At 63.9% G+C, this 14,061-nt stretch carries 13 protein-coding genes; 5 read left to right on the plus strand and 8 right to left on the minus strand.

Annotation, left to right across the window (positions count from 1 at the left end):
- The first annotated feature begins 63 nt into the window (after positions 1–63).
- The 5 genes from D6Z43_RS15625 (at position 64) to D6Z43_RS15645 (ending at position 4,389) form a co-directional block, all read left to right on the plus strand.
- Entirely contained in the window at positions 64–1,002 is a 939-nt protein-coding gene (locus tag D6Z43_RS15625; protein WP_120653065.1) for a histone deacetylase, read from the plus strand.
- Between the two features lie 161 nt (positions 1,003–1,163).
- Positions 1,164–2,402: a TIGR03862 family flavoprotein gene (locus D6Z43_RS15630; protein WP_120653066.1), complete on the plus strand. Its 1,239-nt coding sequence runs from the start codon at positions 1,164–1,166 to the stop codon at positions 2,400–2,402.
- A gap of 78 nt (positions 2,403–2,480) precedes the next feature.
- Positions 2,481–2,846, plus strand: a complete 366-nt coding sequence (locus tag D6Z43_RS15635) for a VOC family protein (RefSeq protein WP_120653067.1) — start codon at positions 2,481–2,483, stop codon at positions 2,844–2,846.
- A gap of 121 nt (positions 2,847–2,967) precedes the next feature.
- On the plus strand, positions 2,968–3,942 hold the full coding sequence (locus D6Z43_RS15640; RefSeq protein WP_371924424.1) for a response regulator: 975 nt from the start codon (positions 2,968–2,970) through the stop codon (positions 3,940–3,942).
- A gap of 3 nt (positions 3,943–3,945) precedes the next feature.
- Positions 3,946–4,389 (plus strand): PAS domain-containing protein, encoded by a 444-nt coding sequence (locus D6Z43_RS15645; protein WP_120653069.1) that lies wholly within the window; start codon positions 3,946–3,948, stop codon positions 4,387–4,389.
- A 123-nt stretch (positions 4,390–4,512) separates the two neighbouring features.
- Here the strand turns inward: D6Z43_RS15645 and D6Z43_RS15650 are convergent, their stop codons facing one another.
- The 8 genes from D6Z43_RS15650 to yedA all read right to left on the minus strand — a co-directional run bounded on the left by D6Z43_RS15650 (position 4,513) and on the right by yedA (position 13,943).
- On the minus strand, positions 4,513–5,982 hold the full coding sequence (locus D6Z43_RS15650; protein WP_120653070.1) for an aldehyde dehydrogenase family protein: 1,470 nt from the start codon (positions 5,980–5,982) through the stop codon (positions 4,513–4,515).
- Between the two features lie 19 nt (positions 5,983–6,001).
- Positions 6,002–6,814 (minus strand): ABC transporter permease, encoded by an 813-nt coding sequence (locus D6Z43_RS15655; protein ID WP_120653071.1) that lies wholly within the window; start codon positions 6,812–6,814, stop codon positions 6,002–6,004.
- On the minus strand, positions 6,814–7,725 hold the full coding sequence (locus D6Z43_RS15660) for an ABC transporter permease (RefSeq protein WP_120653072.1): 912 nt from the start codon (positions 7,723–7,725) through the stop codon (positions 6,814–6,816). Before D6Z43_RS15660 ends, D6Z43_RS15655 begins: the two co-directional genes overlap by 1 nt.
- A gap of 97 nt (positions 7,726–7,822) precedes the next feature.
- Complete coding sequence (locus tag D6Z43_RS15665; protein WP_120653073.1) at positions 7,823–8,968, minus strand: PotD/PotF family extracellular solute-binding protein; 1,146 nt, start codon at positions 8,966–8,968, stop codon at positions 7,823–7,825.
- Between the two features lie 54 nt (positions 8,969–9,022).
- Positions 9,023–10,141: an ABC transporter ATP-binding protein gene (locus D6Z43_RS15670; protein ID WP_120655280.1), complete on the minus strand. Its 1,119-nt coding sequence runs from the start codon at positions 10,139–10,141 to the stop codon at positions 9,023–9,025.
- Positions 10,142–10,594: 453 nt separating this feature from the next.
- Positions 10,595–11,419, minus strand: coding sequence for a response regulator transcription factor (locus D6Z43_RS15675; RefSeq protein WP_120653074.1), 825 nt, complete (start codon positions 11,417–11,419; stop codon positions 10,595–10,597).
- 207 nt (positions 11,420–11,626) lie between these two features.
- A complete protein-coding gene (locus tag D6Z43_RS15680) occupies positions 11,627–12,955 on the minus strand; it encodes a DEAD/DEAH box helicase (RefSeq protein WP_120653075.1) in 1,329 nt (442 codons plus the stop codon).
- Positions 12,956–13,016: 61 nt separating this feature from the next.
- On the minus strand, positions 13,017–13,943 hold the full coding sequence (gene yedA, locus D6Z43_RS15685; protein ID WP_120653076.1) for a drug/metabolite exporter YedA: 927 nt from the start codon (positions 13,941–13,943) through the stop codon (positions 13,017–13,019).
- Positions 13,944–14,061 lie beyond the last annotated feature (118 nt).

A 14,061-nucleotide genomic window follows, 5' to 3' on the forward strand; every position in this document is an offset into this window, starting at 1 on the left:
TCTCTTGAGGTGGGCTCGAAGGCCCAATCATACTGCCGTACGTACCACCCCGAGTGCCTATCGATGTTCCTGCCGCTGGTCTACCACGACGACTACAGCCCGCCCTTCCCGGCGGAGCACCGCTTCCCCATGGAGAAGTTCCGCCTGCTCTATGAGCATCTGCTGGAAAGCGGCCTGACCACCGACGAGCGCCTGCACCGACCGGAGACCTGCCCGCCCGAAGTGCTGGCGCTGGCCCATTGCCCGTCGTACATCCAGCGGTTCCTCAATGGTGACCTGGGCCGCGAGGAACAACGTCGCCTCGGCCTGCCCTGGAGCGAACCGCTGGCGCGACGCACCGTGCGCGCGGTGGGCGGTTCGCTGCTGGCCGCCGACCTGGCCCTGAAGCATGGCCTTGCCTGTCACCTGGCCGGAGGCACCCATCACGCTCACTTCGACCATGCGGCGGGCTTCTGCATCTTCAACGACCTCGCGGTGATCAGCCGCTACCTGCTGGAGGCCGGCAAGGTGCAGCGAGTACTGATCTTCGACTGCGACGTACACCAGGGCGACGGCACCGCCCGGTTGCTGGCCGATACTCCGGAGGCCATTACCGTTTCCCTGCATTGCGAAAAGAACTTCCCGGCCCGCAAGGCCGATAGCGACTGGGACATTCCCCTGCCGATGGGCATGGGAGATGCTGACTATCTCCGGGTGGTGGAGGATGCGCTGAACTATCTGCTGCCGCTCTACCAGCCGGACATCGTGCTCTACGACGCGGGCGTGGACGTGCACAAGGACGATGCCCTCGGCTATCTGCAACTCACTGACGCTGGTGTGGCTCAGCGCGACGAGCAGGTGATCCGTCATTGCCTCGGCCGGGATATCCCCGTGGTGGGCTTGATCGGTGGCGGTTACAGCAAGGACCGCGCGGCGCTGGCAAGGCGGCATGGCATCCTGCACCACAGCGCGGATCGGGTGTGGCGGGAGATGGGCTTGGGAGGCTCGCCATCCTTGTTGTAGGAGCGAATTCATTCGCGAACGCAGGTCACCGGCCTGCCCGGTTGAACGTATCGGGGCAGTTCCACACCCATCGCGAATGAATTCGCCCCCACAACATGCCGTGTCCGCCCAGCCTTGTGCAGTAGAATGCGCCCCTTCCCAACTCCTTCTCTTCTATTCCCATGAACGACTCCTCCCCCTTCGTCGCCGTCATCGGCGGTGGCCCCGCTGGCCTGATGGCCGCCGAAGTGCTCGCCCAGGGTGGTGCGCGGGTGGAGCTGTTCGATGCCATGCCGTCGGTGGGGCGCAAGTTCCTGCTGGCCGGCGTGGGCGGGATGAACATCACCCATTCCGAACCCAGGGCGCCTTTCATCGGCCGTTACGGTGCGCGTCGAGAAGAGCTGGCGGCGCTGCTGGAAGAATTTGGCGCCGACGAGCTGCGCGCATGGATTCATGGCCTGGGCATCGAGACTTTCGTCGGCAGTTCCGGGCGGGTCTTCCCCACTGACATGAAGGCCGCTCCACTGTTGCGCGCCTGGCTCAAGCGCCTGCGCGAGCAGGGTGTGGTCATCCACACACGCAGCCGTTGGCTGGGTTGGAACGCCGACGGCGCCCTGCGCATTGCCACGCCCGATGGCGAGAAAGCCGTCAATGCCGATGGCTGCCTGCTCGCTCTGGGTGGCGGCAGCTGGGCGCGGCTGGGCTCGGACGGCGCGTGGGTTCCACTGCTGGAACAGCGGGGCGTGTCCGTTGCGCCGTTGCAGCCCTCCAATTGCGGCTTCGAAGTGGAAGGCTGGAGCCCGCTGCTCGAGGAGAAGTTCGCCGGGGCGCCGGTAAAGCCGGTGGCCATTCGCCTGGACGACGAGCCTCCGCGCCAAGGCGAATTCGTACTCACCAGCTACGGCGTCGAAGGCAGCCTGATCTATGCCTACTCTGCCGCCATCCGTGAGCGGATAAACGCGAGTGGCAGCGCCACCATTCATCTGGATCTGCTGCCCGGCCAGCCTGTGGACAAAGTCGCCAAGGCCCTCGCCCGTCCGCGCGGGTCGCGTTCCATGGCCAAGCACCTGCACAGCCAGTTGGGCATCGATGGCGCCCGCGCCGGCTTGCTGCGCGAGCTGGCGAGCAAGGACGACTTCCTCGATACCGCGCAGCTGGCGACGGTCATCAAAGCCCTGCCGCTGACGCTGGTGCGTCCGCGTCCGCTGGACGAAGCCATCAGCACCGCCGGCGGAATTCCCTTCGAGGCAATGGACAAGGGGTTGATGCTCAAACAGTTGCCGGGGGTCTTCTGCGCCGGGGAGATGCTCGATTGGGAAGCACCTACCGGCGGCTATCTGCTCACCGCCTGCTTCGCCAGCGGGCGGGTCGCTGCACAAGGCGTATTGCACTGGCTTTCACGCCCTGTCGCGCTGGAGTAGCATCGCTCGCCAGGCCCCGCCAGAGGGCCGCCTGCCACCGTGATGGCTCGTTTTCCAGCCACTGTCATGGAACGCCCAATGAGCACACTGGACACCATCGAGATCAAAGCCTTCGTTCCAGCGAAGGATTACGCACAGAGCAAGGATTTCTACCGTGAACTCGGCTTCGAAATGTGCAGCACTTCGGACGAGGTCAGCTACTTCCGATACGGCCACAGTGCCTTCCTCCTGCAGAACTTCTATAGCAAGGAGTTTGCGGAGAACCTGATGATGCATTTGCAAGTGAAGGACGTTGAATCCTGGTGGCAGCACGTGCAGACCTCGGGTGTGATCGAGCGCTACGGCCTGCGGGTGGTGCCACCCCAGGACCAGCCCTGGCGGATGCGCGATTTTGTCCTCATCGATCCCAGTGGCGTCCTTTGGCGCATCGGACAGAACATCTGATCGGAAGCTGGCCGCGAGGTGTCGGCTGGCACGCGGCCAGCGTCTATTCTTGCCCTGAGCCCAGCTTTCTTCATGCGGTGCCCCCAAGGTGATTCCCCTCCTCGTCTGCGACGACTCGATGATGGCGCGCAAGCAGTTGATTCGCGCGCTACCGCTGGACTGGCCGGTGCATATCACCCAGGCCAGTAACGGTGAAGAAGCTCTTGAGGCCATACGCCAGGGTCATGGCCAGATCGTCCTATTGGACCTGACCATGCCGGTGATGGATGGCTATCAGGTCCTCAGCCGGATTCGCGCTGAAGGTTTGAAAGCCAGGGTGGTGGTGGTCTCCGGCGACATCCAGGAAGAAGCCCAGCGCCGCGTCCACGAACTCGGTGCCCTGGCCTTCATCCGCAAGCCTGCCGATCCGGACGAACTGCGGGAAACCCTGATCCGCCTCGGCCTGCTGCGCCCGGCGCCATCCACGAGCCCGGTCACCGGCGTACCCGGACGCCACGATCCGGACCTGCGGGTGAACTTCCGCGACGCCCTGCGCGAGGTCAGCAACGTCGCCATGGGCCGCGCGGCCGCCTTGCTGGCGCGCGTGCTCGGGGTGTTCGTGCAACTGCCGGTGCCCAACGTCAACCTGTTCGAAGTCAGCGAACTGCACATGGCCCTGGCCGATGCCCAGCGCGGCGAGCGGCTGTCGGCGGTGTGCCAGGGCTTCATCGGCGAATCCATCGCCGGCGAGGCGCTGCTGTTGTTCCATGACGCCGAGAGCGCCGAGGTGGCGCGCCTGCTCGGCTGGCAGCCACAGGGCGAAAACGATGAGGCAGAGATGCAACTCGACCTCGCGAGCATCCTGATCGGCGCTTGCCTGGCCGGCATCGCCGAGCAGATCGACGTGCGTTTCTCCCAGGGCCATCCGCAACTGCTCGGCCGGCACAGCTCCATAGAACGCCTGTTCCAGCTCAACAACCGGCGCTGGCGCAAGACGCTGGCAGTGGAGATCAGCTACGCCATCGAAGATCACAACCTGCACTTCGATCTGCTGCTGCTCTTCACCGAAACCTCCATCGCGCGCCTGACCCAGAAGATCCACTACCTGATGGACTGATCCATGCCGGCACAAATCGATTTCAAGGAACTCCACTGGCTGCTGGACATCGTCCAGTGCCTGGATGTCGGCGTGGTGGTCCTGGACCGCCAGTACCGCATCGAGGTGTGGAACAGCTTCATGGAGAACCACTCCGGCCTCGGTCCCGACCGGGTACACGGCAAGAACATCTTCGAGCTGTTCCCGGAGATCGAGCGCAACTGGCTGCGCCGCAAGGTGGACAGCGTGCTGCAACTCGGTACGCGCGCCTTCAGCCTGTGGGAGCAGCGACCCTACCTGATCCGCTTCGAGAACTACCGGCCGATCACCGGCGAAGAAGATTTCATGTACCAGAACCTCACCATCCTGCCGCTGGCCGCTGCTGGCGGAAAGGTGGAGCGCGTTTGCCTGGTGATCACCGACATGACCGAGGTGGCGCGGTTGAAGCGGCAATTGGCGGAAAAGTGACGACGCGCCTGTGGGAGCGATTTCAATCGCGAAGCAGGCCACAGGCCTGCCAATCAGACTTGTAGGGACCGCTGCGCGTCCCTTTCGCGAATAAATTCGCTCCCACAATGATCTCCCGTCGCCCTATTTGATGTACCACCCCCACGGCTCGGTACTTCTGTACTCGGTGACCTGTTTTACCTCCAGGTAGTTGTCCAGGCCCCAGCGGCCCAGCTCGCGGCCGATGCCACTCTGTTTCATGCCGCCCCAGGGTGCCTGGGTGAAGGTCGGCTGCGAGCAGTTGACCCAGACAATGCCGGCGCGCAGGCCATTGGCCACCCGCGCGGCGCGGTCGAGGTCGGCGCTCATCACGGCGGCGGCCAGGCCGAAGCGGCTGTCATTGGCCATGCGCAGGGCATCGGCCTCGGTCTTGAAGCGCTTCACGCAAAGCACCGGACCGAAGATTTCCTCGCGCCAGATGCGGCTGTTGTCCGCCGGCTCGTCGAACACCGCCGGCTCGACGAAGTAGCCATGGGACAGATGCGCCGGGCGCTTGCCCCCGGTGAGCAGACTGGCCTCCTGCCGGCCCTGTTCGATCATGCCCATGACCTTCTGGTACTGCCCGGCGCTGACCAGAGGCCCAAGCAGCACGCCACGTTCCAGGCCGGGGCCGATGGTGATGCGCCGCGTCTCTTCCACCAGGCGTTCGATCAGACGGTTGGCGACGCCCTCCTGCACCAGCAGCCGCGAGGTGGCACTGCACACCTGCCCCTGGTTCCAGAAGATGCCGAACATGATCCATTCCACGGCGGCTTCCACATCGGCGTCATCGAAGACGATGAACGCCGACTTCCCGCCCAGTTCGAGGCTGATGTTCTTGATGTCGGCTGCCGCCGCCGACATGATCTTCGCCCCCGTCGGTACGCTGCCGGTAAAGGCCAGCTTGTCCACGCCGGGGTGCTGGCTGAGCGGGCCACCAGCCTCGCCGCCCAGTCCCGTCACCACGTTGAGCACACCGGAAGGCAGGCCTATGCGCTCGGCGGCGCCAGCCAGTTCCAGCGCGGTCAGCGGCGTCAGCTCGGACGGTTTGAGTACGCAGGTGGCGCCCGCTGCGAGAGCCGGGGCGACCTTCCAGGAGGCCATCAGCAGCGGGTAATTCCAGGGGATGATCTGCCCCGCAACCCCCACCGGCTCATGGCGGATACGGCAACTGAAGCGATCATCCGGCAGCGCCAACGGCTCGTCCTGGCGGGCGTCCAGCTCCCGCGCCAGTTCGGCGTAGTAGCGGAAGCAGCCGATGGCGTCGGCGATGTCCCATTGCGCTTCCGGCAGGGGCTTGCCGTTGTCGCGCACCTCCAGTACTGCCAAGGCGTCCTGGCGACCTTCCAGCTCGCTGGCCAGGGCATCAAGCCAATCGGCGCGCTCGGCCCCGCTGCTTTGGCCCCAGCCACGGTTGAAGGCCTGGCGGGCGGCGTGCACGGCGTGGTCGACATCTTCCTCGGTGGCCGCCGGCACCCGCTGGATCAGGTCGCCGCTGCTGGGGTCCAGCACTTCGAAATATCCGCCCAGGTCGGGACGGACCCATTGCCCGTTGATGTACAACTGGTCACGCATGGCTCTGCTCCATGGGCGCTCAGGCGCCGCTGTGGCGGTTCTGCAGGTAGCGGGAGGTGAACAGCAGCGCCAGGGAGACGCAGATGATCACCGTCGAAATGGCATTGATCTCCGGTGTGATGCCCCGGCGGATCGACGAGAAGATGTAGATCGGCAAGGTGGTTTCCGACCCGGCGACGAAGAAGGCGACGATGAAGTCGTCAAAGCTGAAGGTGAACGCGAGCAGGAAGCCGGCCAGGATGGCCGGGGCGATCTGCGGCAAGGTCACCCGGCGGAAGGTTTCCAGGGGCGGTGCATAGAGGTCGGCGGAGGCTTCCAGCAAAGCCCTGTCCAGAGACTCCACGCGGGTGCGGACGATCACGATCACCAGCGCCATGGTGAATAGTGAGTGCGCGGCGATCACCGTGAAAAACCCCATGCGCAAGCGCGGCAGCCCGGCGCCCAGCAGCAGGTCGAGCAGCGGGTTGACCACTTCGAACAGGCTGATGAACGCAATCAGGGTGGCGATGCCGATGACGATGCCGGGAATGATGATCGCGCAGTAGGTCATGGCGTCGAAGAACAGCCGCACGCGTTTGCCCGCCCGCTCCAGGCCGAATACCGCAAGGGTGCCGAACAGCGTGGCGATCAGCGCCGAGCAGAAGGCGATCAGCGCGCTGGTGCCGAGGGCTTCCATGATGAAGGGGTTACTGAACGCGCGGCCGAACCACTGTACCGAGCAGCACTCGAAGGACAGCCCACTGCGCCCGGCATTGAAGGAGAACAACACGATCAGCGCGATGGGCGCGTAGAGGAACAGGTAGAGCGAGGTGGAATAGCTGCGCAGCCACATCAGAGCATCCCCTCAGTGCCGCGCTTGCCGTAGCGCGCCACCAGTTTCAGGTAGAGGGCGATGATCACCAGCATCATCGCCACCAGGGTCATGGCCACCGCACTGCCGAACGGCCAGTTGCGTGATTGCAGGAAGAGATCCACCAGGGCGTTGCCGACGAAGAACACCTTGCCGCCGCCGAGGATCGCCGGGATCAGGAACTCGCCCATGAGCAGGATGAACACCAGCATGCTGCCGGTAATGACACCGGGCGCCGAGAGCGGCAGGGTTATCCGGCGGAACGTCTCGAAGGCCCCCGCGCCGAGGTCCGACGACGCCTCCAGCAGGCGCTTGTCCAGCTTCTCCAGGCTGACGTAGATGGGGAACACCATCAGCGGCAGGTAGCCGTAGACGATGCCGATCAGCACCGCGGTCGGGGTGTTGATCAGCCGCACATCCTCCAGCCCGACCATCGCCAGCAGCGCCGGGATGCCCTTGCCGCCGAGAATGAAGATCCAGGCGTAGGTACGGATCAGGAAGCTGGTCCAGAACGGTACGATCACCAGGGTCAGCAACAACGACCGGCTGCGCTGCACCTTCACCGCCAGGAAATAGGCCAGCGGGTAGGCCGCCACCAGGCACACCAGGGTACCCAGGGGCGCCAGCACCAGCGTGTTGTAGAAAGCCTTCGCCCGCGAGCCAAGGTTCAGGTAGTTCTCCAGGGTCAGGGCCGCGCTGTAGCCCCCCACGGGGCTGCGTTCACCGAGGCTGAAGACCAGGATGATCACCAGTGGCATCAGAAGCAGCAGCAGGAACCACAGCGTGGACGGCAACAGCAGGAGCAGCGTGACACGCCGGCCGAGGCTGCGGCTTTCCACCGGCGCGGCCTGGCCCGCATCGGCCAGCGCGGGGGCGCTGAGAGCGACGTTCATGGAAGATTCCTTGCGATTCATTACTGCGGTTTTCGTAGGAGCGAGCTTGCTCGCGAATGCTCGCAGCGAGGTTCGCGGGCAAGCTCGCTCCTACCAGTCAGGCTGCCTTGAAGCGCGCCATCAGTTCCGCCCGCGCCGGGCTGGTCAGGGTGGCTGCGGCGCCGAACTCCAGCGCGCTGAGCAGATCGGCTGCCGGATACATGATCGGGTCGTCGAGCATGTCCTTGGGCAGCAGCGCATCTACACGCTTGTCACCGGTGGGATAACCGTGGGCCTCGACTTCCAGCTTGTTCACCCGCGGGTCGAGCAGGAAGTTGATCAACGCGTAGGCCGCATCCGGCCGCTCGGCACTCTTCGGAATGGCGAAGAAATCGCTCCACAGCTCGCCACCCTCGCGACCCAGTACGTAGGTCATCTGCGGCATGTCGCGATGCAGTTGCGAGGCGTCGCCGGTCCAGCACATGGACATCCAGGCATCGCCATTGCGCATGGACGGCTGGTAGTCGGAGTTGATCGCGAAGAGGTGCGGCTTGACCTCCAGCAGCAACTTCTCGGCTTCGGCCAGCTCCTTCGGATCCAGAGAATTGAAGCTGTAGCCGAAGGACTTCAACGCATTGCCGATCACCGTGAGCTGGTAGTCGTGGACCATCACCCGGCCAGTGGCGTCCCCTTTTGTCAGCGCCCAGAACTCCTTCCAGGTCGTGGGCCTGGCCTTGATCTTGTCGCCGTCATAGACGAAGCCGGTGGTGCCCCAGTTCTTCGGTACCGCGTAGGTCTTGCCGTTGATGACGCCCTGTTCCATGAAGCGCTTTTCATACGAAGCCGGATCGAAATTGGGCAGGCGCGACAGGTCCAGCGGCTCGATCAGGCCCAATTCAGCGTAGGTGCTGATGGTGTAGTTGGTGGGCACGAAGACGTCCCAGCCGCTGCCGCCCGCCTGGAGCTTGGCGAGCATCTCTTCGTTAGAGCCGAACACGTTCATCTGTACCTGGGCGCCGGTCTGTTCGGCGAAGGCGGCGAAGTTGTTGGCGTTGTGATAGTTCGGCCAGGTGGCCAGGACCACGCGGTCGCCAAGGGCGCCCTTTTCGGCGGCGAAGGCGCGGTTGCTGGTGAGCAGACCCGGCATATTGGCGGCCATCACCGCCATGGCTACGCCAAGCCCCGTACGGCCGAGGAACTCGCGACGGCTGATGGAACCGTTCTGCCAACTACGCAGTTGCTTGATGAAGTCTTTCCGATCCATTGCTGCTACCTGCCTGTAAGGGTTGGTTGTTCTTGTCCGTACCGTACTGCGTTATCACAACGTCATGGCCAGGCCACTGGCCTGGTCCCAGCCGATCCGCACTGGCGATCCGTGCTCGAAGGCCGAGCGCTCGTGCTGGCCATGGCGCTGCACGCGCACGCAGACGATGCCGAAAGGCTCGGTGCGCACGCGGTATTCAGTGAGGTTGCCGAGGTAGATGCGGTCCACCACCTGGCCCGGCAGGCTGATCTCGCGGGGTAGCGCGACCTCGCTGGCGCCAATGGCGATCAACTCCGGGCGCACCGCGATGCAGCCGGGCTCGGCCGCCTTGAGGGCGGGGCCAGTGGGCGTCTGCGGGCTGGCCAGTTGCAGGCCGTGGGTGGTTTCCAGAAGCACGCGGCCATTGTCGATGCGCCGCACCGTGCCATCGAACAGGTTGGATTCGCCGATGAAGTCCGCTACGTAGCGACTCGCCGGGGTTTCATAGAGTTGCTCGGGGCTGGCGCTCTGGAGGATCTGGCCGTCCTGCATGACGCTGATGCTGTCGCTCATGGACAACGCCTCTTCCTGGTCGTGGGTGACCAGCACGAAGGTAATGCCCACTTCGCGCTGCAGGCGCAGCAGTTCGGACTGCATTTCCTTGCGCAGCTTGCGATCGAGCGCGGCCAGAGGTTCGTCCAGCAACAGCACGGTGGGCTTGTTCACCAGCGCACGGGCCAAGGCCACCCGCTGCTGCTGGCCGCCGGAAAGCTCGTGCGGCTTGCGCTGGCCAAAGCCGGACAGCCGCACCATTTCCAAGGCTTCGTCCGCCAGGCGGCGTTGCTCGGCACGGCCTGGGCGTGGCTGGTGGTAGCGCAGGCCATAGGCGATGTTCTCCGCCACCGACAGGTGCGGGAACAGCGCATAACTCTGGAACACCATGTTCACCGGCCGCTGGTGCGCCGGGACTCCCGCAACCGAATGCCCGGCCAGCAGTACCTCGCCCTCGCTGGGTTGTTCGAAGCCGGCGATCATCCGCAGGGTGGTGGTCTTGCCGCAGCCAGAGCTGCCGAGGAAAGAATGGAAAGCACCACGCCGCACCTTGAAGTTCAGGCCGTTGACCGCCGTGACCGCGCCATAGCGCTTGACCACATTGCGGAACTCGATATCGCAGAACTCGCTTGCATCGCTCACGACCGGCCCCTTTTTGCAGGTGTTCTTGGCATATGGCCACACGCTAGCAATGGCGATTCCGGGCTGTATATATCCCTCGGGGGATAGACGCTCATTCCACAGAAACTGTGGAATCCATTGTGGATAAGTTATGGATGGTGGGCTGCAGGCCACAGGGGGCTAGGCCTTGAGCCTTGCGATCTTTTTTTGATCAGCCTCTCTTTGTCGGGGCGATTTCAAGCGCCAAGCAGGCCGAAGGCTTGCCCTATGGATTCCAACGGGGCAACAGCGTTGCCCTTGGCGAATGAATTCGCCCCCACAGGGGCAGCTTCATCGTCCCCCGCTGCTCACAATTTCTGTGCAAATCGTTGTGGATAACTCGTGGGCATCCGCGTCGGATGCCGATGTCTGCTGGGCCAGACCAGACTGGCTGGTTATTGATCAGTCGCTTGTTAATCACCAATGGCGATAAGGCTAGACCGCCTTCTGTAACGGCTCGGGCTCATCACGCTGGCCACCCAACTCCCGCACAAACAAGCCCAGCAACTCCGACTGGCTGCCTATACCGAGCTTGGCGTAGATGTTCTTGCGGTGGATTTTCACCGTGCCGGGGCTGATTGCCAGGTGCTCGGCTACCGATGCACTGGAGTGGCCACGCAAAAGCATCTGCACCACTTCCTGCTCCCGCGCCGTCAGCACATGGGCGCCGAACTGATCGAAGGCTTCGCGGATCTTGTAGTCCAGGTCCTGGACCGGGCGCGGCGCGTGGGCACGGGCCTGCTCCCAGGCTTCGTTCACCACCTGTTCCACCACTGGCTGGGCGCAATCCAGCAACTGCATTTCATCGCGGCTGTAGGCCGGGCTGCAGGTGCTGCGCATCAGCGAGAATACCGCCTTGGCACCATCGGCCAGGTCGATGAAGAAGGCGATCTCTTCGGTCAGGCCGGTCTGCTGGTAATAGGTGACGTAGTACTCACCGAGGTAGAAGTGGTCCGGGGCGAACTGGCGCAAGCGCCAGAGGCCGGGGGCCTGGTTTCGGGTGCAGGCGAGATAGAAGGGGTCGAGCAGGTAGGGACCGACCTGGTAATCCTCGACGTACACATGGCGCTTGTCCGGCGGAAAGGTATCGAACAGGGCCAGCGGCCTGTGGTTGCCTTCATAGACGAAGAGCACGAAATGGTCGACATGGCAGACCTGCTGCAGCCACTGGCTGAGGCCAAGCAGACGGGCCCGCCCGGCGGGCTGGGCAAGCAGATGGGCAACACCGGTGGTCCAGTGTTTGAGTTCCTTGTGGCGCATGTGGGAAATGCCTGAGGTTGGGCTGCGCTTCAATCACTATAGGCGTTCAGCATTTCGCACAGAAATGCAGGAAGTGCGCCAATATCCTGAAAGCTCGCCAGCCCCTCTGGCACGGGGGTGTCGGTCACCTGCCCTGCCCCGTTCCGGTTCCCGTTGCCCCATCAGGCGTCACCCATCACCACAGTACGGTGACGCCTGGAGCCGGATTCAGCCCTTCTTCGCCTTACCGAATCCCGGCGCCTTGCGCACGGATTTCACCTTGGGCTTCTCGCTGTCGACCCAGCGGCCCAGTGCTGCACCCTTGCCCGGCTTGCCGGCGACGGCCTGGGATTCCTTCGGCTTCTTGGGTTTCTTCGGCTTCTTGATCACCTGGCCAGTAGCGTCAGTCATGGGCACCCGGTGATCAGGGTAGAAGTCTGGTTCGTCACGACGCTGGATGGTCTGGCGGATCAGCACCTCGATAGCCGCCAGCAGTTGCACCTCATCGGCGCAGACCAGCGAAACCGCCTCACCAGTGGCACCGGCGCGGCCGGTACGGCCGATACGGTGTACGTAATCCTCAGCAACGATGGGCAGGTCGAAATTGACCACCAGCGGCAAGTCGTCGATATCCAGGCCACGAGCAGCCACATCGGTGGCGACCAGGATTTGTACTTCGCCGGCCTTGAAGCGCTGCAGCGCGCGCAGGCGCGACGGCTGTGGCTTGTCGCCGTGGATGGAATCGGCACTGACGCCACTGGCCTGGAGTTCGTCCACCAGTTGGTCGACACCCTTGCGGGTCTTGACGAAGACCAGCACCTGGCCCCAGCCGCGATCTGCCAGCAGGTGCAGGAACAGCTCGCTCTTGCGCTTCTTGTCCACCGGGATCAGCCACTGGCGCACGCTTTTCGCAGCCGCATTGCGCGGACTGACCTCGATGGACAGCGGGTCACGCAGCAGTTCGCGGGCCATCTGGCGAATGGCATCGGAGAAAGTGGCGGAGAACAGCAGGGTTTGCCGGCGTTTCGGCAGCGCAGTGAAGAGCTCGTCCAGTTCACGGGCGAAACCCAGGTCAAGCATGCGGTCGGCCTCGTCCAGCACCAGCACCTGGAGCTGGTTGAACTTCACGGCGTTCTGCCGATAAAGGTCAAGCAACCGGCCAGGGGTGGCGACCAGGACGTCGATACCCTTGCGCAGCTTCATCATCTGCGGATTGATGCTCACGCCACCGTAGACCGCGTAGTTGCGCAGCGGCAGGTGCTGGCCGTAGACGTGGAAGCTTTCGTTGACCTGCTCGGCCAGCTCACGGGTGGGCACCAGCACCAGGGCGCGAACCGAGTTGCTGGCCACTTCCGGGCCTTCCAGGGTCAACTTCTGCAACAGCGGCAGGGCGAAGCCGGCAGTCTTGCCAGTGCCGGTCTGGGCCGCGGCCATCAGGTCACGACCTTTGAGGACGGCGGGAATCGCCTCGGCCTGCACCGGCGACGGGGTCTGGTAGCCAAGCGCCTCGGTGGCGCGCAGCAGGGGTTCGATCAGGCCGAGGGAAGCGAAGGTCATTGGGGCAGCCATAGTGTGCGGAAAAGGCGCAATTCTATCAGGCTGCCCACGATTTCCGGGATCAACTGGTCTGCTGTTCCAGCCCTTCTGCCTTCTGCGCCTTCATGTCCTTGCGCTCACGCCATTGCGGCAGGCCGATCAGCACCACGGCGCCGATGATCACCAGCATGGCCAGGCCCTCTTCCGCACCGAAGGTCTCGCCCGCAAAGCCGATTCCCAGCAGCACCGCCACCACCGGGTTGACGTAGGCGTAGCTGGTGGCCGCGGCCGGGCGCACGTTCTTCAGCAGGTAGAGGTAGGAACTGAAGGCGATGATGGAGCCGAACACGATCAGGTAGGCCAATGCCCCCCAACCGGCGAGCGTCGGCGCGGCGGCCATGCGCTCACCGCTCAGCAGGCTGCCGGCCAGCAACGCGACGCCACCGGCGAGCATTTCCGCCGCGCTGGCCATGGGGCCGGCAGGCAACTTGAGGTTCTTGCTCCACATGGAGCCGAAGGACCAGGCCGCCGCCGCGAAGATGATCAAGACTGCGCCCAGAGGACTTGCCTGAAGGTTGGAGCCGAGATTGAGCAGGCCGATACCGATCAACCCGAGGAGGATGCCAGCCCATTCCAGGCGGGTGGTGCGTTGTCCCCAGATCAACCCGAACAGCAGGGCGAACAACGGCACCGTGGCCACTGCCAGGGCCGCGACACCGGATGCCACGCCAAGGTCTTCGGCCAGGGTGACTCCACCGTTTCCGCAACTGAGCAGCAGGAAACCGATGGCGGCAGCGGACTTCCACTCCTGCCAGGTCGGGTTGGGCACGCCGCGCCAGCGCAGGAAGCCGTACATCAGCGCGCCTGCGACCACGAAGCGGACACCGGCCATCAGCATGGGCGGCCAGGATTCCACGCCGATCCGAATCGCCAGGTAAGTGGAACCCCAGATCAGGTAGAGAGCGATGAAGGCTCCTATGAGCAGGAGCGGAAAGCGGCGCGCAGGCATGATCGGAACTCGACACAGGCGGGGATGAGGTGTCTATTCTAAGTAAGGTAAGGATGGCGAAATAAGGACGAAAACCTTATTCATGGCGCCATACCCCTTGGAAAGAACTGTTTTCATC

The organism is Pseudomonas sp. DY-1, from assembly GCF_003626975.1.
GTDB lineage: Bacteria > Pseudomonadota > Gammaproteobacteria > Pseudomonadales > Pseudomonadaceae > Metapseudomonas.

Bases quoted from the DNA above. Each gene is read 5' to 3' on its own strand.
- D6Z43_RS15675 (WP_120653074.1), bottom strand. From the start codon at position 11,419: ATGCGCCACAAGGAACTCAAACACTGGACCACCGGTGTTGCCCATCTG.
- D6Z43_RS15630 (WP_120653066.1), top strand. From the start codon at position 1,164: ATGAACGACTCCTCCCCCTTCGTCGCCGTCATCGGCGGTGGCCCCGCT.
- D6Z43_RS15655 (WP_120653071.1), bottom strand. From the start codon at position 6,814: ATGTGGCTGCGCAGCTATTCCACCTCGCTCTACCTGTTCCTCTACGCG.
- D6Z43_RS15635 (WP_120653067.1), top strand. From the start codon at position 2,481: ATGAGCACACTGGACACCATCGAGATCAAAGCCTTCGTTCCAGCGAAG.
- D6Z43_RS15625 (WP_120653065.1), top strand. From the start codon at position 64: ATGTTCCTGCCGCTGGTCTACCACGACGACTACAGCCCGCCCTTCCCG.
- D6Z43_RS15660 (WP_120653072.1), bottom strand. From the start codon at position 7,725: ATGAACGTCGCTCTCAGCGCCCCCGCGCTGGCCGATGCGGGCCAGGCC.
- yedA (WP_120653076.1), bottom strand. From the start codon at position 13,943: ATGCCTGCGCGCCGCTTTCCGCTCCTGCTCATAGGAGCCTTCATCGCT.
- D6Z43_RS15665 (WP_120653073.1), bottom strand. From the start codon at position 8,968: ATGGATCGGAAAGACTTCATCAAGCAACTGCGTAGTTGGCAGAACGGT.
- D6Z43_RS15645 (WP_120653069.1), top strand. From the start codon at position 3,946: ATGCCGGCACAAATCGATTTCAAGGAACTCCACTGGCTGCTGGACATC.
- D6Z43_RS15680 (WP_120653075.1), bottom strand. From the start codon at position 12,955: ATGACCTTCGCTTCCCTCGGCCTGATCGAACCCCTGCTGCGCGCCACC.
- D6Z43_RS15650 (WP_120653070.1), bottom strand. From the start codon at position 5,982: ATGCGTGACCAGTTGTACATCAACGGGCAATGGGTCCGTCCCGACCTG.
- D6Z43_RS15640 (WP_371924424.1), top strand. From the start codon at position 2,968: ATGGCGCGCAAGCAGTTGATTCGCGCGCTACCGCTGGACTGGCCGGTG.